The sequence below is a fragment of the Stenotrophomonas sp. YJH_SMC_4 genome (genome assembly GCF_059371575.1).
In genome coordinates this window covers 170,797-190,511 of record NZ_JCAFUR010000005.1, presented here as the reverse complement: position 1 = coordinate 190,511, position 19,715 = coordinate 170,797, and the positions used below count along the sequence as shown (strand labels likewise).

Annotated in this window: 17 protein-coding genes and 2 tRNA genes; 17 read left to right on the top strand and 2 right to left on the bottom strand. The window is 67.7% G+C overall.

Features of this window, described 5'->3' with window-relative positions:
• The first annotated feature begins 8 nt into the window (after positions 1 to 8).
• From ccmC to AC5P9F_RS10635, 9 genes are all read left to right on the top strand, one after another.
• Entirely contained in the window at positions 9 to 779 is a 771-nt protein-coding gene (gene ccmC, locus AC5P9F_RS10675) for a heme ABC transporter permease CcmC (protein WP_024956621.1), read from the top strand.
• The gene (gene ccmD / locus AC5P9F_RS10670; RefSeq protein ID WP_005413988.1) at positions 776 to 964 is read left to right on the top strand and encodes a heme exporter protein CcmD; all 189 of its coding nucleotides are present in this window, start codon (positions 776 to 778) and stop codon (positions 962 to 964) included. Before ccmC ends, ccmD begins: the two co-directional genes overlap by 4 nt.
• Positions 961 to 1,422 carry a cytochrome c maturation protein CcmE gene (gene ccmE / locus AC5P9F_RS10665; protein WP_005413989.1) on the top strand — a complete coding sequence of 154 codons (462 nt, stop codon included), beginning with the start codon at positions 961 to 963 and terminating at the stop codon, positions 1,420 to 1,422. The genes ccmD and ccmE overlap by 4 nt, the downstream gene beginning before the upstream one ends.
• Positions 1,423 to 3,342 (top strand): heme lyase CcmF/NrfE family subunit, encoded by a 1,920-nt coding sequence (locus AC5P9F_RS10660; RefSeq protein WP_180872243.1) that lies wholly within the window; start codon positions 1,423 to 1,425, stop codon positions 3,340 to 3,342.
• A gap of 8 nt (positions 3,343 to 3,350) precedes the next feature.
• Positions 3,351 to 3,968, top strand: coding sequence for a DsbE family thiol:disulfide interchange protein (locus AC5P9F_RS10655; protein ID WP_005410345.1), 618 nt, complete (start codon positions 3,351 to 3,353; stop codon positions 3,966 to 3,968).
• Positions 3,969 to 3,972: 4 nt separating this feature from the next.
• Positions 3,973 to 4,422, top strand: coding sequence for a cytochrome c-type biogenesis protein (locus AC5P9F_RS10650; protein ID WP_005413991.1), 450 nt, complete (start codon positions 3,973 to 3,975; stop codon positions 4,420 to 4,422).
• The gene (locus AC5P9F_RS10645; protein WP_180872242.1) at positions 4,416 to 5,405 is read left to right on the top strand and encodes a tetratricopeptide repeat protein; all 990 of its coding nucleotides are present in this window, start codon (positions 4,416 to 4,418) and stop codon (positions 5,403 to 5,405) included. The genes AC5P9F_RS10650 and AC5P9F_RS10645 overlap by 7 nt, the downstream gene beginning before the upstream one ends.
• A 148-nt stretch (positions 5,406 to 5,553) precedes the next feature.
• Positions 5,554 to 6,666 carry a homoserine O-acetyltransferase MetX gene (gene metX, locus AC5P9F_RS10640; protein WP_059034820.1) on the top strand — a complete coding sequence of 371 codons (1,113 nt, stop codon included), beginning with the start codon at positions 5,554 to 5,556 and terminating at the stop codon, positions 6,664 to 6,666.
• Positions 6,667 to 7,011, top strand: a complete 345-nt coding sequence (locus AC5P9F_RS10635) for a DUF1294 domain-containing protein (protein WP_053495341.1) — start codon at positions 6,667 to 6,669, stop codon at positions 7,009 to 7,011.
• Between the two features lie 92 nt (positions 7,012 to 7,103).
• Here the strand turns inward: AC5P9F_RS10635 and cydC are convergent, their stop codons facing one another.
• Together cydC and cydD are read right to left on the bottom strand one after the other, a co-directional pair.
• On the bottom strand, positions 7,104 to 8,777 hold the full coding sequence (gene cydC / locus AC5P9F_RS10630; protein ID WP_099497583.1) for a thiol reductant ABC exporter subunit CydC: 1,674 nt from the start codon (positions 8,775 to 8,777) through the stop codon (positions 7,104 to 7,106).
• The gene (gene cydD / locus AC5P9F_RS10625; RefSeq protein ID WP_088430011.1) at positions 8,774 to 10,519 is read right to left on the bottom strand and encodes a thiol reductant ABC exporter subunit CydD; all 1,746 of its coding nucleotides are present in this window, start codon (positions 10,517 to 10,519) and stop codon (positions 8,774 to 8,776) included. Before cydD ends, cydC begins: the two co-directional genes overlap by 4 nt.
• A 228-nt stretch (positions 10,520 to 10,747) precedes the next feature.
• Between cydD and AC5P9F_RS10620 the strand changes: the two genes are divergently transcribed.
• From AC5P9F_RS10620 to pgaB, 8 genes are all read left to right on the top strand, one after another.
• Complete coding sequence (locus tag AC5P9F_RS10620; RefSeq protein ID WP_005410352.1) at positions 10,748 to 12,337, top strand: cytochrome ubiquinol oxidase subunit I; 1,590 nt, start codon at positions 10,748 to 10,750, stop codon at positions 12,335 to 12,337.
• 15 nt (positions 12,338 to 12,352) lie between these two features.
• Positions 12,353 to 13,504 carry a cytochrome d ubiquinol oxidase subunit II gene (gene cydB / locus AC5P9F_RS10615; protein WP_005410353.1) on the top strand — a complete coding sequence of 384 codons (1,152 nt, stop codon included), beginning with the start codon at positions 12,353 to 12,355 and terminating at the stop codon, positions 13,502 to 13,504.
• Positions 13,505 to 13,562: 58 nt separating this feature from the next.
• Complete coding sequence (gene cydX / locus AC5P9F_RS10610) at positions 13,563 to 13,679, top strand: cytochrome bd-I oxidase subunit CydX (protein ID WP_005410354.1); 117 nt, start codon at positions 13,563 to 13,565, stop codon at positions 13,677 to 13,679.
• Positions 13,680 to 13,734: 55 nt separating this feature from the next.
• A tRNA-Pro gene (locus AC5P9F_RS10605) sits at positions 13,735 to 13,811 on the top strand.
• A 140-nt stretch (positions 13,812 to 13,951) separates the two neighbouring features.
• Positions 13,952 to 14,028: transfer RNA gene (locus AC5P9F_RS10600), tRNA-Pro, on the top strand.
• 221 nt (positions 14,029 to 14,249) lie between these two features.
• Positions 14,250 to 15,455 (top strand): CynX/NimT family MFS transporter, encoded by a 1,206-nt coding sequence (locus AC5P9F_RS10595; protein WP_495231939.1) that lies wholly within the window; start codon positions 14,250 to 14,252, stop codon positions 15,453 to 15,455.
• Between the two features lie 344 nt (positions 15,456 to 15,799).
• Positions 15,800 to 17,827 carry a poly-beta-1,6 N-acetyl-D-glucosamine export porin PgaA gene (gene pgaA / locus AC5P9F_RS10590; protein WP_005410356.1) on the top strand — a complete coding sequence of 676 codons (2,028 nt, stop codon included), beginning with the start codon at positions 15,800 to 15,802 and terminating at the stop codon, positions 17,825 to 17,827.
• A 1-nt stretch (position 17,828) separates the two neighbouring features.
• The gene (pgaB, locus tag AC5P9F_RS10585; protein ID WP_005413999.1) at positions 17,829 to 19,715 is read left to right on the top strand and encodes a poly-beta-1,6-N-acetyl-D-glucosamine N-deacetylase PgaB; all 1,887 of its coding nucleotides are present in this window, start codon (positions 17,829 to 17,831) and stop codon (positions 19,713 to 19,715) included.

Below are 19,715 nucleotides of genomic sequence, written 5' to 3'. Positions count from 1 at the left end.
CGCCACGCATGAATCCGATTGTCCGCTGGTTCCACCAACTCGGTTCGCCTCCCACGTTCGACCGTTTCGCTGCCCGCTGGTCGCGGGTGCTCTACCTCGCGGCTGTGCCGGTGCTGCTGGTCGGCATGTGGCAGGCGCTGCTGGTGGTGCCGCCGGAAGCCAAGCAGCTGGACAGCTTCCGCATCCTTTACATCCACGTGCCCAGTGCCTGGATGAGCCTGTTCGTATTCGCGCTGATGGCGCTGTATGCCGCCATCGCGCTGATCTGGCGGATCAAGGTCTGCGAGATCCTGGCCATGGCCTGCGCGCCGATGGGCGCCGGTTTCACCCTGATCACCCTGCTGACCGGCAGCATCTGGGGCAAGGGCACCTGGGGCACCTGGTGGGACTGGGACCCGCGCATGACCAGCGAGCTGGTGCTGCTGTTCCTGTACCTGGGCGTGATCGGCCTCTACCACGCCATCGAGGACCGCCGCAGCGCCGCACGTGCGGCGGGACTGCTGGCCATCGTCGGCGTCAGCCTGCTGCCGGTGATCCGCTATTCGGTGGACTGGTGGGGCGGCCTGCATCAGCGCCAGTCGATCAACGTGTTCGGTGAATCGGCGATCAGCAGCGCGATGATCGCGCCGCTGTGGTGGATGGTGATCGGCACCAAGTTCTGGTTCGCCGGTTCGGTGCTGGCCAAGGCGCGCGCCGACAATCTCGACCGCGAGGCCGGCAAGGCCTGGGTCGGTGGACGCGTCGGTGCCGAACGCCCGGTCCGGGAGGCCCAGCCATGACCCACCTTCCCTATGTGATCGGCGCCTACGCCGTGTTCGTGCTGGTGCTCGGCGCCGACGCCATCGGTTCGTGGCTGCGCCTGCGCGTGGCACGCCGGCTGGCACTGGCCCGCCAGCAGCGTCAGCAGACCCGCGCCGGCAGGCAGGACGCAGCTGTGCCGCTGTCGACGGAGCTGGAACGATGACCCCGGTACAGCGTCGCCGCTTGGCATGGGTGCTGCTGGCCCTGCTCGCCTCCGGCCTGGCCACTGCGCTGGTGGCGATGGCACTGGAGCGCAACATTGCCTACCTGTACACGCCTTCGGAAGTGCTGCGCGGTGATGTCGATGCGCAGTCGCGCTTCCGCTTGGGCGGCATGGTGGTGAAGGGCTCTTTCAATCGGCCGGTCGGCTCGCTGGAAGCACGTTTCGAAGTGACCGACGGCGACGCGCAGCTGGCAGTGACCACCTCGCGGATCCTGCCGGACATGTTCGCCGAAGGCACGGCGGTGGTCGCCAGCGGCCGCCTGCAGGGCGGCACCTTCGTCGCCGACGAAGTGCTGGCCAAGCACGATGAGAAGTACGTGCCGAAGGAAGTGGCCGACAAGATGGGCGATGCCCACCGCAAGCACGATGTGCCGGTGACGGCCCCCGAGGTGCGCTGAGTGCTGCCCGAACTGGGTCAGATCCTGCTGATGTGCGCATTGCTGGCCTCGCTGCTGCAGGCCGGCCTGCCGCTGGTCGGCGCACATCGCAACAACACGGCATGGATGGCGGTCGCACGGCCAGCCGCGTTCGCGCAGCTGCTGCTGCTCGCCGGCGCGTTCGCGGTGCTGACCGCCGCATTCGTGCAGCAGGATTTCTCAGTGCGCTACGTGGCCGAGAACTCCAATTCGCTGCTGCCGATGATCTACCGCTATTCGGCGGTCTGGGGCGCGCACGAAGGCTCACTGCTGATGTGGGCGCTGGTGCTGGCATTGTGGACCGGCGCGGTGGCGCTGTTCTCCCGGCACCTGCCGGCACCGGTGCAGGCGCGTGTACTGGCGGTGATGGGCATCGTCAGCGTCGGCTTCCTCGCCTTCCTGATCTTCACTTCCAACCCGTTCCTGCGCCTGAATCCGGCGCCGCTGGAAGGGCGCGATCTCAACCCACTGCTGCAGGACCCGGGGCTGATCATCCATCCACCGATGCTGTACATCGGTTACGTGGGTTTCGCCGTTCCGTTCGCATTCGCGGTGGCGGCGCTGGTGGAAGGTCGCGTGGATGCGCGCTGGCTGCGCTGGACGCGGCCCTGGACCAACGTCGCCTGGGGCTTCCTGACCCTGGGCATCGCGCTGGGCAGCTGGTGGGCCTACTACGAGCTGGGCTGGGGCGGCTGGTGGTTCTGGGACCCGGTGGAGAACGCCAGCTTCATGCCCTGGCTGGTCGGCGCGGCACTGATCCATTCGCAGGCCGTCACTGAAAAGCGCGGCACCTTCGGCAGTTGGACCCTGCTGCTGGCGATCGCGGGCTTCGCGCTGTCGCTGCTGGGCACCTTCCTGGTGCGCTCCGGTGTGCTGACCAGCGTGCATTCGTTCGCTGCCGATCCCTCGCGCGGCCTGTTCATCCTGGTGTTCCTGTCGGTGCTGGTCGGCGGCAGCCTGCTGCTGTACGCGCTGCGCGCCAGCCAGCTGAGCGTGGACGCCGACGACCCGCGCCGTGGCTTCACCGCCATCTCGCGCGAGACCCTGCTGCTGGCCAACAACCTGCTGCTGGCCACGGCCTGCGCGATGGTGCTGCTCGGCACGCTGTATCCGTTGCTGGCCGATGCGCTGTCGCTGGGCAAGATCTCGGTCGGCCCGCCCTACTTCGGCAGCCTGTTCCTGCTGCTGATGGCGCCAATGATCCTGCTGCTGCCGTTCGGCCCACTGGTGAAATGGCAGCGTGACCAGCCCTCGCGCGCCTTCGCGCTGCTGGCACCGTGGCTGGGCCTGGCGCTGCTGCTGGGCGCGCTGGCCTGGTGGCAGGCGCCGCAGAACGGCTGGAAGGCCGGCATCGGCGTGGCCGCTGCGGCCTGGGTCGCACTCGGTACCGCACGCTTCGTCTGGCAGCGACTGCGCGGCAACGGCCGCTTCACCGCCGAAATGCTCGGCATGATCGTTGCCCACGCCGGCATCGCCGTGTTCCTGGCCGGCGCGCTGCTGGTGGAAGCCTTGAACGTGCAGCGCGAAGTGGCGCTGGCCCCGGGCCAGCAGCTGGTGGTCGGTCGCTACGAAGTGCGCTTCGAGGGCGTGGACCATCGCGAAGGCCCCAATTTCATCGCCGACCGCGGTCACCTGCGGGTGTTCCGCGACGGCCGCGAACTGGCCCTGCTGCACCCGGAGAAGCGCCAGTACGCCAGCGGCGGCCAGGTGATGACCGAGGCCGGCATCGATGCACGCTTCGACGGCGATGTCTACGTGGCATTGGGCGAGCCGCTGGGCAACAATGCATGGGCGGTACGGGTGCACATCAAGCCGTTCGTGCGCTGGATCTGGCTGGGCGCGCTGTTGATGGCCCTGGGCGGATTCATCGCCGCCGCCGACCGCCGTTTCCGTCGTCCGTAGGAGTTTCCATGTCCGAGTCCCCCGCCCCGCGCCCCTCCCGCCCGCTGCCGCCGGTAGCCATCGTGATCGGCGTGCTGTTTTTCTTCGGCCTGCTCGGGCTGATGATCTACGGGGTTATGAAATCGGGTGATCCGCAGCGCGACGTGCTGCCATCGGCGCTGATCGACAAGCCGGCGCCAGCGTTCGCGCTGCCGGTGCTGCACGACCCGGAAATGATCGTGCACAGCGACGAACTGCGTGGCGCGCCGTACCTGTTGAACGTGTGGGGCAGCTGGTGCGCGGCCTGCCGCGAGGAACACCCGGTGCTGACCCGTTTCGCCGAGAGCAAGCGCGTGCGCGTGATCGGCTACAACTGGAAGGATGAACCGACCGATGCCCTGCATTGGCTGGAACAGCTGGGCAACCCGTTCATGGTCGTGCTCAGCGACGTGGAAGGCCGCACCGCGATCGACTGGGGCGTGACCGCCGCACCGGAAACCTTCCTTGTCGACGGCAGCGGCATCGTGCGCTGGAAGTACAGCGGTGCGATGACCCAGCGCGTGGTCGACGAGAAGCTGATCCCGGCGCTGGAGAAGATCGAGAAGGCCCAGGGCAATGCCGGCAGCACGTTGCACACGGCGCCCTGAGCCCATGCGCTGGCTGCTGGCGCTGCTGCTCCTGATGCTGCCGCTGGCCGCGCTGGCACAGCAGCCGCTGCATGATCCGCAGCCGCTGCAGTTCCGCGATGGCGCCGAAGAACGCCGCTTCCACGACCTGGCCGCGCAGCTCCGCTGCGTGCAGTGCCAGAACCAGTCGCTGGCCGATTCCAACGCGCAGATCGCGCAGGACCTGCGCCGCGAGGTGCTGCAGCTGATGCAGCAGGGCCACGACGACGCGCAGATCAAGCAGTTCCTGGTCGCCCGCTACGGTGAGTTCGTGCTCTATCAGCCACCGTTGCAGCCGGGCACCTGGCTGCTGTGGGGCGGTCCCCTGCTGATGCTCGGTGCGGGTGCTCTGGTGGTGCTGGGCATCGTCCGCCGCCGTGGCCGTACGGTTGGCGCCGCAGCGGCCGGCAAGGCCGATGAAGGAGACGGATGGTGAGCCATTGGCTGCCGATGCTGGCCGGTCTGGTTGCTGCGTTGATGGCAGCGCTGGTGCTGTGGCCGCTGCGCCACTCTGGCCGCCGCGGTTTCGTGGTCGGCGTATTCGCACTGGGCGTGGCCGGTGCCTGCCTGTACCTGCTGGTCGGTGATCCACGTGCCGCACAGGTGCAACCGACGCCTTCGGTAGCCACCCTGCGCGATGGCGTGCAGGCCCTGCAGGATGCACTGAAGCGTGACCCACAGCGGGCCGATGGCTGGGCGCTGCTTGGCCGGTCGCAAGCCGAACTGGGCAACGCCGCTGCCGCGGCGGACGCGTTCGCGCGGGCCGCCACTCTCGCCCCGGAAGACCCCGGCGTGCTGGTGGAAGCGGCGCAGGCACGTGCGCAGGCCGATGCCGGCAAGCAGTTCGATGACACGGCGATGGCCTGGCTGCAGCAGGCGCGTGCGCTGGCACCCGATGCCGAGCGTGCCAGCTGGCTGCTGGGGATCGCCCTGCGCCAGCGCGGAAAGAATGCCGAGGCCGCAGATGTGTGGAGCGGCCTGCTGCCACGGCTTGAGCCCGGCGCCGCGCAGGCGCTGCAGGCGCAGATCGCCATCGCCCGTGAAGCCGCCGGTCAGCCGTCCGATGCAGCCGTTGCGGCGCCACCGGCGCTGTTGCAGGTGCGCGTGCAGTTGCCTGCGTTGAAGGGCACCGAGTGGCCGGCCAGCACCCAGGTATTCGTGCTGGCCCGCGCCGTGGGTGGACCGCCGATGCCGGTGGCCGCACGCAAGCTGCCCTTGGCAGGATTCCCGGCCACGGTCGGGCTGGGTGACGCTGAAAGCCCGATGCCAACCGCACCGCTGTCGGCCCATCGCGAAGTGGAAGTGCTGGCACGCATCTCGCGCACCGGCAGCGCCAACCGCAGCGAAGATGACCTGCAGAGCGTACCGGTGAAGGTGAGCCTGCCCCACGACGGTGTTGTGGAGCTGCGCTTCCCGTAACGCGCCGCGGTAGTGCCGGCCGCTGGCCGGCAAGCTCATGAATCGTGATGCGCCTGCGAGGTTGCCGGCCAGCGGCCGGCACTACCTGCATCGCCGATGGAAACCAGCGTGTCGCCAGCTCCACATGCGGCCCCGCTAGAATGCCTGCATGACCGAATTCATCCCGCCCGGCACCCGCTTCCACGCCCTGCCCTCGCCCTTCCCGTTCAAGCGCGGCGGCGCCCTGCACGGCGCGCGCGTGGCCTATGAGACCTGGGGAACACTGGCGGCCGACGCCAGCAACGCGATCCTGATCGTGACCGGCCTCTCGCCGGATGCACACGCGGCAGCCAACGACGCCAACCCGGCAGCGGGCTGGTGGGAAGGCATGGTCGGACCCGGCAAGGCGATCGATACCGACCGCTGGTTCGTGGTCTGCGTGAACTCGCTGGGCAGCTGCAAGGGCTCGACCGGTCCGGCCTCGCTCAACCCGGCCACCAGCCAACCGTATCGTCTCGACTTCCCCGAGCTGTCGATCGAAGACGGCGCGCGCGCCGCGATCGAAGTCGTGCGCGCCCTGGGCATCGAACAGCTTGCCTGCGTGGTCGGCAATTCGATGGGCGGCATGACCGCGTTGGCCGTGCTGATGCTGCACCCGGGCATTGCGCGCAGCCACGTCAACATTTCCGGCAGCGCGCAGGCGCTGCCGTTCTCCATCGCGATCCGCTCGCTGCAGCGCGAAGCGATCCGCCTTGATCCACGCTGGAATGGTGGCCACTACGACGACGACGCGTATCCCGAGTCCGGCATGCGCATGGCGCGCAAGCTGGGCGTGATCACCTACCGTTCGGCACTGGAATGGGATGGCCGCTTTGGCCGCGTGCGGCTGGATTCGGACCAGACCGACGACGATCCGTTCGGCCTCGAATTCCAGGTGGAAAGCTACCTGGAAGGCCACGCACGGCGCTTCGTGCGTTTCTTCGACCCCAACTGCTATCTGTACCTCAGCCGTTCGATGGACTGGTTCGACATGGCCGAGTACGCCGACGGCGACGTGCTGGCCGGGCTGGCGAAGATCCGGGTGGAGAAGGCACTGGCGATCGGCGCCAACACCGACATCCTGTTCCCGGTGCAGCAGCAGCAACAGGTCGCCGACGGCCTGCGTGCCGGCGGTGCCGATGCGCGCTTCATCGGCCTGGAATCGCCACAGGGCCATGATGCCTTCCTCGTCGATTTCGAGCGTTTCGGCCCGGCCGTGCGCGGCTTCCTCGACGCGCTGTAAGTGGCGTGGCGGCGTAACCTCGCGCTGGCCGCCTTCGGCGCGCTGACCGCCTTGATGATCAGCGGTGTGCTGCCGCTGTGGCTGGGTGGCTGGTGCCTGCTGGCCAGTGCGGTGTCGTTCGGCCTCTATGGCCATGACAAGCGCGCGGCGCAGCGAAAGCGATGGCGCATTCCCGAGCGCACCCTGCAGCTGCTGGCCTTCGCCGGAGGCTGGCCCGGCGCGCTGCTGGGCCAGGCGCTGTTCCGCCACAAGCACCGCAAGGCCGCATTCCAGTGGGTGTTCTGGCTGTGCGTGCTGGCCAACGTGGCCTCGATCGCGGTGATGCTGCGCGAGTTCTCGCGGTAACCCTCGCAATCGGTGGTGCCGGCCGCTGGCCGGCAATTCCGTGTCCGTATCAGGCGCCATGAGGTTGCCGGCCAGCGGCCGGCACTACCGGTTCACGCTTCGCGGACCAGAGTCCCGTCGCGCAACCGGTACTGCGCATCGACCACGCCTTCGGGCAGGTCGTCGTGGGTGATCATCAGCAGGCTGCGCCCGTCCAGCAATCCGGAAAGGTCCTGCAACAGCGCACGTGCGGTATCCACGTCCAGCCCTTCGGTGGGTTCGTCGAGCAGCAGGATCGGCGCATTGCGCAGCAGCGCGCGCGCCAGCGCCAGGCGTCGTGCCTGGCCCGCCGACATCGTCGCACCGTTCTCGCCGACCCAGGCCTGCAGGCCGCCGTTGCGCTCGGCCCATTCGCCCAGGCGCACGCGGCGCAGCACCGCCCACAAGGCGGCGTCGCTGGCATCGGGATCACCCAATCGCAGGTTCTCGGCCACGCTGCCGGCGAACACCGGCGCGTTCTGCGGCAGCCACGCCAGTTGCCGGTGCCAGTCGGCCTGGGCGAAATCACGCAGGTCGCGGCCACCGTAGGTCAGCCGTCCCTGCTGCGGATCCCACAACCGCAGCAGCAGGCTCGACAGCGTGGTCTTGCCGCTGCCGCTGTCGCCGCGAATCGCGATGCGTTCGCCTGGCGCCAGGGTCAGCTGCAGGCCGGACAACACCGGCCGCGCGCCGCCTGGCCACTGGAAATGCACGTCATCCCAATGCACGCGCGCAGCCGGCGGCACCACCTGTGGCGCCTGGGGATCGTCCACCGTCGGCGGTTGCTCGACGATCGCCTGCAGGCGATCGGCGGCAATGCGCCCGGACTGCAGCGACTGCCAGGCCAGGCCCATGCCGGCCCACAGCTCGATCAACGCCACGGTGAGGAACACCAAACCTGCGGCCATTTCCGGTGCGATGCGCTGCTGCTCGGCCGCGTGCAGGGCCAACGCCAGCATCGCCACCAGGCCCAGCCCCGCCACCAGGCCGTGCAGGGTCGAGGCCGCGATCAGGCGCCAGCGGCGGCGGCGATCCCGCGAGGCCAGCTGCTTGGCAGCTACGCGTACCTTCAGCTGCCAGGCCGCATCGGCGTGCAGCGCGGCCAGGTCACCCGCACCTTCCAGCCCTTCGAATGCAGCGGTACGCAATGCGGCACGATGCGCGGCACGGTCGGCCTCTTCGTCGTCATGGCCACGCACGCCCAGCCACGGCACGCCGAAGGCGATCAGCAGCGCCAGCACCGCCAGCAGCACCGCAGCCGACCGCAGGATCAGTGCTGCCGAAACGATCGCGACCAGCGACAATCCGCCCAACGCCACCAGCGGCCCGATCGCACGCACCAGCAGGCCGTCCACTTCACCGATGTCGCCGAGCAGGCGCGCCAGAAGGTCGCCGGTGCGCGTAGCCCCCAACCGTACGGGTGCCAGCGGCAACGCGCGGCGGAAGAACCACACGCGCAGGTCGCGGGCGATGCGCAGCGTGGCGTCGTGGCCGACCAGCTTCTCGAAATAGCGCGACACGATGCGCGCCATCGTCAGCCCGCGTATACCCGCGGACGGTGAGAAGAAGTTGAAGCCTTGGCCGAGGCCGGCCGCGCCAGCCAACGCGGCGGCGGTGAGGAAGCCACCGGACAGGCCAAGCAAGGCGGTGCCGGCCAGCATGGTGGTCCACAGCAGCAGCACGGTCAGCAGCAGGCGCGGCCGATGGCGCAGGAACACCGCGCGCAGCGAATCAGGCGAACGGCTCATGCGCGCACCGCCTGTGCCGGTTCGACCAGGCGCCCTTCCGGCAGCAGCAGGCAGCGGTCGGCCCAGGCGATCACCGCCGGGCTGTGGGTGGCGACCACCACACTGCGGCCCCGCGCATAGGCAGCCAGGCTGCGCAGCAGTGCGGCCTCGGTATCGGCGTCGAGAAACGCGGTGGGTTCGTCCAGCAGCAGGACCTGCGGGTCGCGCAGCAACAACCGGGCAAGGCCGATACGACGGGCTTCGCCGCCGGAGAGGCCGAAGCCACGTTCGCCGATCACCGTGTCCAGGCCCAGTGGCAGGCGCTGTGCGAACTGCAGCACCTGCGCGGCCTCGGCCACCGCGCGTAGCCGCGCATCGCTGGCACCGGGATCAGCCAGGCGCAGGTTGTCGGCGATGCTGCCGTGGAACAGGTACGGACGCTGGCTGGCATAAGCCACCTGCACGCCAGGCCGCAGCTGCAGCTTGCCGGCGCGCGGCGGCAGCCAGCCGGCCAGCGCTTCCAGCAGGGTGCTTTTACCGGAGCCGCTGGGACCAACCAGGGCCAGGCGCTGGCCCGGCTCCAGCCGCAGGTCCAGATCCTGCAGCACATCCTGCGGCGCGCCCAGCGGACGCAGCACCAGCCCTTGTGCCTGCAGCGGCGGCAAGGCGGCCTCGGCCGGCTCCACCGCCAGCGGTGCAACCTCGTTCTCGATCAGGCCCTGCTCATCGGGCAGCGACTGCAGCAGGCGCTCCACTTCGGCGGCGGCGGCCAGTGCATTGGCGCGATCATGGTAGTGCGCGGCCAGCCGTCGCAGCGGCGCATAGAATTCCGGTGCCAGCAGCAGGCAGAACAGCCCCGCACCCAGCGTCGGCACCGCTGCATGCAGCGACATCATGCCCAGATAGCTCAGGCCCAGGTACAGCGCCACCATCGCCACGCTCACCGAGGCGAAGAATTCCAGCACCGTGGACGACAGGAAGGCAATCCGCAGCACCTTCAGCGTGCGCACGCGCACGCCTTCAGCGGCGGCCTCGATACCCTCCAGCTCGGCGTCACCGCGGCCATACAGGCGTAGCAGGCCCAGGCCCTTGATCCGGTCGGCGAAATGGCCGCTCATGCGTGCCAGCTCACCCAGCTGCGCACGGCCGGCCGCTTCGGCGCCCCAGCCCACCAGCATCATGAAAAATGGCACCAGCGGCGCAGTGAACAGCAGGATCAGCGCCACCACCCAGTCGACCCAGGCGACAGCGGCCAGGATCAGCAGCGGCACCACCACCACTTCAGTGCGCACCGGCAGGAAGCCGCTGTAATAGCTCTCGATCGCATCACCGTGATGCAGCATCAGTTCGCCCAGTTCGCCGGTGCGGCGCTGCCGCAGCCACAGTGGGCCGTGGCCCAGCAGGCGTGCGAACACGCGTTCGCGCAATGCCAGGCGTGCGGCGTCGGCCACGTCACCGGCGGCGGCCTGGGTGGCGCTGCCCAGCAGGGTGCGCAGCACCAGGATCACCGCCAATCCCGCCAGCACCGGCAGGCCAGAGGCCAGCGGCACGCGCTCCACCAGCACCTGCTGCACCAGCCAGGCGATGGCGGCAGCCTGGCCGATCAACAGTGCGCCGGACAGGCTGATGCACAGCGCGGCCAGGCGCTGGCGGCCCCGGGCGGAGCGTGCCAGGTCGGCCAGCCAGGCCGTGCGCACACGCCGCTGGCGGGCGGTTTCAGCTTCCGGGGACAGGCCGTCAGGGGTCGTTTCGGCAGCGCTCAAGAGGTCTTCACGGGCAACGGGGGAGACACGGCATTGTAGGCGCAGGCAATAGCCCGCCCCTGCGGCCGGCGGTCGCAGTCTTCATCAGGTTGGCATACGATCAACCGGGGCACCTGTTCATACATTGATCTGGATCAAGGCTGTTTGAAGTAGTCGGTCACATCATTCACGTCGTAGACCACCCTTCCCGCCACCTGCAACGGCACTATCCAACGAGGTAGCCAGGCCATGATTGATCAGACAGTCGTAGAACTGTCGCGGCTGCAATTCGCGCTGACCGCGATGTACCACTTCCTATTCGTACCGCTCACCCTCGGCCTGTCCTTCATGGTGGCCATCATGGAGAGCGTGTATGTGATGACCGGCAAGGAGATCTGGCGCAGGATGACCCTGTTCTGGGGCGTCCTGTTCGGCATCAACTTCGCCATGGGCGTTGCCACCGGCATCGTCATGGAATTCCAGTTCGGCATGAACTGGTCCTACTACAGCCACTACGTGGGTGACATCTTCGGTGCGCCACTGGCCATCGAAGGCCTGATGGCGTTCTTCCTGGAAGCGACCTTCGTCGGCCTGTTCTTCTTCGGCTGGAACCGCCTGAGCAAGGTCAAGCACCTGATGGTGACCTGGCTGATGGCGCTGGGGACCAACCTGTCGGCGATCTGGATCCTGGTGGCCAATGGCTGGATGCAGAACCCGACCGGTGCGGTGTTCAACCCGGAAACCATGCGCATGGAAGTGGTCGACTTCATGGCAGTGGTGTTCAACCCGGTGGCGCAGGCCAAGTTCGTGCACACCGTCAGCGCCGGCTACGTGACCGGTGCGGTGTTCGTGATGGCGATCAGCGCGCTGTTCCTGCTGCGCAACAAGCACAAGGACCTGGCCCGTCGTTCGTTTGCGGTGGCCGCGGCGTTCGGCCTGCTGTCATCGCTGTCGGTGGTCGTGCTGGGTGACGAGAGCGGTTACGCCGCCAGCGAACACCAGAAGATGAAGCTGGCCGCGATCGAAGCGATGTGGGAGACCGAGCGTGCGCCGGCCGACTTCACCGCCTTCGGCATCCCGAACCAGGAGACCCACCAGAACGACTACGCGGTGAAGATCCCCTACCTGATGGGCCTGATCGCCACCCGCTCGTTGAACCAGCCGATTCCCGGCATCCTGGAACTGGTCGAGCGCGCCGAACACCGCGTGCGTGGCGGCCAGCTGGCCTACGGTGCATTGGAACGCCTGCGCGCCAACAAGAACGACGTTGAAGCGCGCGAGATGTTCGACCGTCACTGGCAGGACCTGGGCCACGGCCTGCTGCTCAAGCGCTATCGTGATGACATCCTCAACGCCACCCCGCAGGAAATCTCGCAGGCGGCGATGGACACGGTGCCGCGCGTGATGCCGTTGTTCTGGACCTTCCGCGTGATGGCCGGCCTCGGCTTCTACCTCATCGCTTTCTTCGCCCTGGCCTTCTACTACTCCTGCCGCAACAATTTCCAGGACAAGCGCTGGTTCCTCAAGCTGGCCCTGTGGACGCTGCCGGCACCGTGGATCGCGATCGAGTGCGGCTGGTTCGTGGCCGAGTATGGTCGCCAGCCGTGGGCGGTCGATGGCGTGCTGCCGACCTTCTATGCAGCATCGGGGCTGGCCCTGCATGAAATCGTGCTGACCCTGGCCGGCTTCACTGCCATCTACACCGCGCTGATCGTGGTCGAGATCAAGCTGATGCTCAAGGCGATCCGCAAGGGTCCGGACGAGGTGCTGCCGTCACTGCAGTCGCCCCAGCCGCATGCTTCCCACAATGCCTCGGCGCCGGCCGCCGGCCAGGCCTGAGGCAGGAGAACCAAGATGGATTTCATTCTTCTGGACTACACCACGCTGCGCGTGATCTGGTGGCTGCTGCTCGGCATCCTGCTGATCGGTTTCGCCGTGATGGATGGTTTCGACCTGGGCGTGGGCACCCTGCTGCCCTTCGTCGCCCGCAACGACGCTGAGCGCCGGCTGGTGATCAATACCATCGGTCCGGTATGGGAAGGCAACCAGGTGTGGCTGATCCTGGGCGGCGGCGCGATCTTCGCCGCATGGCCGCCGCTCTACGCGGTCAGCTTCTCCGGGTTCTACCTGGCGATGTTCGTGATCCTGTTCGCGCTGATCCTGCGACCGGTCGGCTTCAAGTTCCGCAGCAAGATGCCCAGCGAGCGCTGGCGCAACACCTGGGACTGGGCGCTGTTCATCGGTGGCTTCATCCCGGCGCTGATCATGGGCGTGGCGGTGGGCAACGTGGTGCTGGGCGTGCCGTTCCACTTCGATGACAGCATGCGCATCTTCTACACCGGCTCGTTCTTCGGCCTGCTGATGCCCTTCGCGCTGCTGGCCGGCCTGCTCAGCGTGTCGATGCTGGTCGCCCACGGTGCCGCCATGCTGGTGCTGAAGACCGACGGCCCGGTGGCCGAACGTGCGGCCCGTTTCGGCAGCATCGCCGCGATCATCGCCTTCGTGCTGTTCGCGGTGGGCGGTGCCTGGGTGGCCTTCGGCCTGCCGGGTTACCAGATCACCTCGCAGGTGGTCACCGACGGCGCCACCAATCCGCTGCTGAAGACCGCCGAACTCGGCGCCGCCGGTGGCTGGATGCGCAACTACAGCGCCATGCCGGCCACGATCCTGGCGCCGCTGCTGGGCCTGGCCGGACTGCTGGCCAGTGCGGTACTGCTGCGGGCCCGTCGCGGCGGCCTGGCCTTCATCGCCTCGGGGGCCGCCATCGCCGGCATCATCCTGACCGTCGGCTTTGCGATCTTCCCGTTCCTGCTGCCGTCCTCGAGCCAGCCCACCTCCAGCCTGACCGTGTGGGACGCCTCGTCCAGCCACCTGACCCTGTGGATCATGCTGCTGGCCACGGCGGTGTTCCTGCCGATCATCCTCGCCTACACCACCTGGGTGTACCGCGTGCTGAAGGGCAAGACCACCACCGAAGAGATGGGCAACAACCCGAACGCGTATTGATTGCTTGCACGTGTGCCGACCAACGGTCGGCACCTACCCGGAATGAAGGAGACTGATCATGTGGTATTTCGCCTGGATTCTCGGTGCCGGCCTCGCCTCGACGGTGGCCATCCTCAACGGCATGTGGTTCGAAGCCCGCGAGCAGAACCGCATCGAGAAGGAAAATCGTCGCTGAGCTGTAAAAAAGCCTTGCCGCCTTGGCCTTCACACGGTATCTTAGGCGGCTCCTTCGGGGTGTAGCTCAGTCTGGTAGAGCGCTACGTTCGGGACGTAGAGGTCGCAGGTTCGAATCCTGTCTCCCCGACCACTTCGGTGGTCGCATTGAAGCCTGGTGAAGTCGTCCAGGCTTTTTTGTTCCCTGAAGTGGCACTGCTTCGGCAGTGTGAAGAAAACAGCATTCACCCCTTGCCGCCATCGGGGTGAATCGCTAGAATAGGCGGCTCCCTTCGGGGTGTAGCTCAGTCTGGTAGAGCGCTACGTTCGGGACGTAGAGGTCGCAGGTTCGAATCCTGTCTCCCCGACCACTTCGGTGGTCACCAAGAAGCCTGGAAGACATCACTGTCCTCCGGGTTTTTTTGTATCAGGCACCTGGCCGCCCGCATGACGGGACCTTGCCGGAGCCCGCACGTACAATGGCCGCGCTGCCGGCCCGCCAGCAGCCCCTCCCCCACCTGCCGCTTCGGCGTAGACCGATGCCGGCGCTGCATGCCATTGCCCCGGCGTGCGACACCTGCAAGGACCACCGATGAGTTCCTCCACTTCCGATTCGCCGTCGCTGCTGCACGGCCGCGTCCTCGCATTCGCCGCGATCCTGCTGGCAGCGATCAACCTGCGCACCGCGGTCACCTCGATCACCCCGCTGCTGGACGTGCTCGGCCAGCAGTTCGGTTTCGGTACCACCATGACCGGCGTGCTGGGCATGCTGCCGACCGCGTCGTTCGCGCTGTTCGGTGTGGCCACGCCGGCGCTGGCGCGGCGCCTGGGCCTGGAGCGCACCACGCTGCTGGCGATGGTGATGGCGATGGCCGGCCTGCTGCTGCGTTCCAGCGCCGGCAACGTCGGCACGCTGCTGTTGGGTTCGGTGCTGGCACTGGCCGGCATGGGCATCGGCAACGTGGTGGTGCCGCCGCTGGTGAAGCGCTATTTCGCCAACAAGGTCGGCACCATGAGCACGCTCTACATCAGCGTGCTGCAGCTGGGCACCATGCTGCCCGCATTGCTCGCGGTGCCGATGGCCAACGCCGCTGGCTGGCGCGTGTCGCTGGGCATGTGGGCACTGCTGGCACTGGCCGCAGCATTGCCGTGGCTGGTTCTGGCCAGGCGCGCACCGAAGCCGCAGGCAGATGCCACCGACCCGGCCGCACAGCCGCATGGGAAAGTCTGGCGCACCTCACTGGGCTGGAGCATGACGCTGATGTTCGGCATGACTTCGCTGATGACCTATTCGATGTTCACCTGGCTGCCACGCATCGTGGTCGAGGCCGGCGGCACACCGGCCTTTGGTGGCGTGATGGTGGCGGTGTTCTCGGCGCTCGGGCTGCTGCCGTCGCTGGTCATTCCATCCATGGCAGTTCGCATGCAGAACCCGTTCCCGCTGGTGCTGATCGGCTTCTTCTCGTTCGTGGTCGCCTTCACCGGCCTGCTGCTGGCACCGATGAAGGCCCCCCTGCTGTGGGCGTGCCTGCTCGGCGTCGGTCCATCCACCTTCCCGCTGGCGCTGACCCTGATCAACCTGCGCACGCGCACCCCCACCGGCTCGGCGGCACTGTCCGGCTTCATGCAGGGCGTGGGTTACAGCTTCAGCTGTCTGGGGCCGTTCCTGGTCGGCTGGCTGCATACGGTCAGCAACGGCTGGACGCTCCCGTTCAGCTTCCTGTTCGGCTGCGCCACCCTGATGCTGTGCGCCTCCTGGGTGGCCTGCAAGCCGCGCAAGCTGGAAGACCTCTGGTAAGCCGCGCAGGGCCTCGCAACCGGCCCCACCTACCGCTCGTCAGCCCGTCTGCGCATTTTGACGCCGGGCTGACAATTCCGGGCGGATAGTGCCCACGAATGCCCATCCTTGCCGCGTGCCGGCATCGGGCATGGGGGCGGCGGCGCCGCCCAGGCCACCATTCGGTGTGCGGGGGACTCTCGTTTCAGACAAGACATTGCAGGTCGCTGTCCGGGTTTGTATCCGTCCTTGCTGGACGGGAATGCACGAAGGGAGTGACGCGGGCCACGGCCACGCCAACAGCTGGCATGTGATGTGCGTCACATTTCTCAGGTTGTCTGGTTCGGAAGCCAAGGGGGTCCCCAATGGTTGTCCACCGCCGGCTGGCGCTCTGCGTCGGCCTTGCCTGTACCGCCCTGGCCTGGGCCAGCAGCGCTGCCTCGCCTGACCGCGAGGCGGCCCTGGCCGAGATCGGCCGCTACCGCGACCAGGCCCGCTGGCTGGATGCCCTCGGCGCGATCGAGCGCGCCAGCCAAGAGCAACCCAACGACGACCTGCTGTTCAAGCTGCGCGTACTGACCCTGGGCGACATCGGCAACGCCTGGCGCGCCTGGGAGCTGTACCAGCAGCGCCCGCAGCTGTTCGACGCTGCACAGAAGCAACGCATCGAAGGCGACTACCTGGCCAAGCTGGTGGTCTGGAGCCTGGCCTACAGCAGCAGCGAAGACAGCCGCCTGGAAGAAGCCGAATCGACCCTGGCGCGCATGCAGCGCTACCTGGGCAGCGAAGGCACCCCGCCCGCGCAGGCGCCGCTTCGCGTCCGCATGGACCGGCTGATCCTGCTCAACCGGCTGGGCCGCCATGCGCAGGTGCGCGAGGAAGCCCGCGCACTGCAGGCCGAAGGCCATGCCCTGCCCGACTATGTGCTGCCTGCGGTCGGCGATTCGCTGATGGGCACCCTGCATCCGGAAGAAGCCATACCGGTGCTGCAGGCGGCAGTGGCCGGCGACCCGACACGCGATGCCTCGCATTCGGAACTGGCCTATGCCTACCTGGAGAGCGAGCAGCAGGAAAAGGCGATCGACCTGCTGCAGGCCTGGCGTGACAAGGAGCCGGCGTGGCGCTGGAGCAACGGCAAGTCACCGTACGCGAACTGGTCACGTTACGAGGCCGACCTGAATCTGGCGATGGTACGCGCCTATAGCGGCGACCTGCGCACCGCACAGCACGACCTGGAATCGATGGTCGACATCGCACCGGGCAACGGCGGCCTGCAGAGCGCGCTGGGCAGCGTGTACATGATGCGCGGATGGCCACGCATGGCACTGCAGCGCCAGCAGATGGCACATGCGCTGGACCCTCGCGACATCGAGCCGCGGCTGGGCATGGAGGAGGCCTACGTCGCCCTGCAGCGCGATGACCTGGCAAGGCCACTGCACGACGATCTTGTCGCACGCTACCCGACCCAACCCGCCGTCGAACGCATGGACCAGGCCTGGCGCGCGCATCGCGGTTGGCAGCTGAAGGCATGGACCGACATTGGTCGCAGCTCCGGCGGTGGCGGCACCTCGCCGCTGGGCAACAACGACCGTCACTACGGCATGGAAGTGCAGACACCGGTGCTCGACGACCGCTGGCGGTTGTTCGCCTTCGCCGACAGGCGCTCGGTCGACTTCCAGGACCAGCGCATCGACCCGCTGTGGCTGGGCGCGGGCGTACGCTACCGCTTTGGCCAGCTGGATGCGGAAGCGGCGGTACTGCGCGCCAACGACCACATTGGCGATACCGGCCTGCGCATCGGCGTGGGTTGGCAGTTCAACGATTACTGGCATGCCGGGCTGGTGGCCGCACGCAATGACCCGGAAGCCTCGATGCAGGCGCGCGTGGCGGGCATCAGCGCTGACAGCGTGAGCGCGCAGGTCGACTACCGGCGCAGCGAGCTGACCCACTGGATGTTCGGCGCCAGCCGCTTCCGCTACGACGACGGCAACCACCGCGAGCTGTTCAGCACCAGCCTCGAACAGCGCCTGCTGACCCGCCCGCGCTGGTTGATCGACGGCCTGGCCAGTGCCTACACCAGCCGGGGCAGCCGCGACGACGCGCCCTACTTCAACCCGAAGCGCGACCGCATGGTCGAGATCGGGCTGCGCATCGACCAGCAGCTGTGGCGGCACTACGAGCGCCACTTCCGGCACCGCCTGACGGTCTCGCTCGGTGACTACTGGCAGGACGGCTTCGGCAGCGCTCTGGTCCCTTCGGTGTCCTACATGCACGAATGGCAGCTGGGCCAGGGCCGCGTGTTCGAGTACGGCGTGCGCTGGTCGCGGCCGGTCTACGACGGCCACCGCGAGCGTCATATCGGCTTCGAAGCCGCACTGCGCTGGGGAGAGTGACATGGCCCGCATCCTGCGACTGATCGTGCTCCTGCTGCTGGCCGCCACGCCGCCGGCGTTCGCGCAGCAGGCCCTGCATCTCGATGCCACTGACAACGGCCTGCTGATCCTCAGCTACCACGACATCCGCGACCGGGTCGCGGCCAAGGGCGACGCCGATACCTACGCGGTGAGCACGCAGAACTTCGCCGCGCACCTGGATTGGCTGGGGGCACACGGCTACCACCCGGTGTCGCTGTCGCAGGTGATCGACGCCTCCCAGGGACGCGCCACGCTGCCACCGAAACCGGTACTGCTGACCTTCGATGATGGCCTGCGCAGCGTCTACGACAAGGCGTTCCCGCTGCTGCAGGCGTACCGCTACCCGGCGCTGGTGGCAGTGATCACCGATTACGTGGACATGGCGCCCGGGCGCACGATCGACTATGGCTACCGGCCGTTCGGCCACGATGACTTCGTTACCTGGGCGCAGCTGAAGCAGATGCACGACAGCGGCCTGATCGAAGTGGCCAGCCATACAGACGACCTGCACCACGGAGTGCTTGCCAATCCGCAGGGCAATTCGACGCCAGCGGTGGTCACCCGCATCTACCGGCCGGCCACGCGCAGCTACGAGAGCGAGGCGCAGTACGAGCAGCGCCTGCGCGCCGATCTCGGCCGCAGCGTGCAGCGCATCCAGCAGCATCTGGGCGTGCGCCCGCGCGCCATCGTCTGGCCGTACGCGGCCTACAACCAGTTGAGCAACGACATCGCCGAACAGCTGGGCATGCCGGTGTCCTTCGATCTGGAAGGCCGCAGCACACCAGTGGCCAGCGACCTGCATGGGCTGGCGCGCTTCCTGGTCAGCGACAACCCGACCGTGGAGGGCCTGGCCTACGAGCTGCGGCGCGACGTTGCGCTCGACGGCATCCGCGCGTTGCAGGTCGACCTGGATGATGTGTACGACCCGGACCCGGCGCAGCAGGGGCGCAACCTCGATGCGCTGATCGAGCGGGTCAAACGCATCTCGCCCACCCACGTCTACCTGCAGGCGTTCGCCGATCCGGACGGCAACAACACCGCCGATGCACTGTACTTCCCCAACCGGCACATGCCGATGCGCGCGGACCTGTTCAGCCGGGTCGCCTGGCAGCTGAAGTCGCGCGCGGGGGTGAAGGTCTACGCATGGCTGCCGGTGCTCGGCTTCGAGCTGCCCGACCCCGTGCAGCGCAAGGCACTGGCGATCCACAACGGCGATGCCGACGGCATGTACCGGCTGGACTTCACCAATCCGAAGGCACGCCAGATCATGCTCGACATCTACGAGGATCTGGCCGTCAATTCGTATTTCGAAGGCCTGCTCTTCCATGATGATGGCTACCTGCGCGACACAGAACTGCCCACGCTGGCGGCCGGCGACGATGGCAGCGCTCGCACCCGGGCGCTGATCGACTTCACCCTGGCCCTGCGCGACAGTGCGCAGCGTTGGCGGCCGAAGCTGGCCACGGTGCGCAACCTGTACGCGGAGCCGGTACTGCGTCCGCAGAGCGAAGCCTGGTTCGCGCAGCGCCTGGACCTGTTCAACAAGGCCTACGACCAGACCGCACTGATGGCGATGCCGTGGATGGAAGGCAGCAGGCATCCGGAACGCTGGCTCGACCAGCTGCTGGCCGCGGTGCGTGCGCACGATCCCCAGTTGCAGCACACCCTGTTCGAACTGCAGACCGTCGATTGGCGCAGCGGGCAACCGATTCCCGCCGAGCGGCTGCGCGCGCAGATCCGCCAGCTGCAGGCGCAGGGCGTGCACCACTTCGCCTGGTACCCGGATGACTTCATCGCCGGCCAGCCTTCCACCCATGATGCCCGCGCGGCGATGTCCGCCGGCAACTTCCCGTACCCGGAGAAGTGA